Raw genomic sequence first — 580 nt, 5'->3', positions numbered from 1 at the left:
GGCCGACCGGCGGCTGATCGCCTTTTGCGACCGTCTGTCGGCCGACGATCTCGATCGCCGCGTCATCACCGACCGGCGCGAGGACGGAAAAATACCGGAGCGCATCGGCGACCTGCTCGCCCATCTCTTCATCCACGACATCCATCATCGCGGGCAGGTGCACGCAATGCTGTCCGGCACGTCAGTGAAGCCGCCGCAACTCGACGAGTTCTTCCTCGACTACGATCTGAAGCTGAGAAAAGCGGAGGTCGAGCGGCTCGGCCTGTGAGCCGCTCAACCCTGTGCGGTCTACTCTGCCGCCTGCACCTTTAGCACGCCGCGCTTGATCTGGTCCTGCTCGATCGATTCGAACAGAGCGCGGAAATTGCCCTCGCCAAAACCTTCGTCGCCCTTCCTCTGGATGAATTCGAAGAAGATTGGGCCGATCACGGTTTTCGAGAATATCTGCAGCAGGATCTTGGTCGTGCCGCCGTCGACCACGCCTTCGCCATCGATCAGGATGCCGTGCTTTTTCATGCGCTCGATCGGCTCGTCATGGCCGTGCACTCTGTTATGGGACATGTCATAATAGGTTACCGGC

Annotated in this window: 1 protein-coding gene and 1 pseudogene; one reads left to right on the top strand and one right to left on the bottom strand. The window is 60.0% G+C overall.

Annotated elements, in window-relative coordinates:
- Positions 1–268: DinB family protein (locus E5W87_RS15785; RefSeq protein ID WP_292398985.1), on the top strand; the 268-nt coding region annotated here is incomplete at its 5' end.
- 20 nt (positions 269–288) lie between these two features.
- Here E5W87_RS15785 and E5W87_RS15780 read toward each other — a convergent pair.
- Positions 289–580 (bottom strand): annotated as a pseudogene (locus E5W87_RS15780) (4-hydroxyphenylpyruvate dioxygenase); the annotation flags it as partial.

The organism is Mesorhizobium sp., from assembly GCF_004962925.1.
GTDB lineage: Bacteria > Pseudomonadota > Alphaproteobacteria > Rhizobiales > Rhizobiaceae > Mesorhizobium.
Note: the sequence above shows the minus strand (reverse complement) of the source record. Positions and strands in the feature narration are given on the sequence as shown.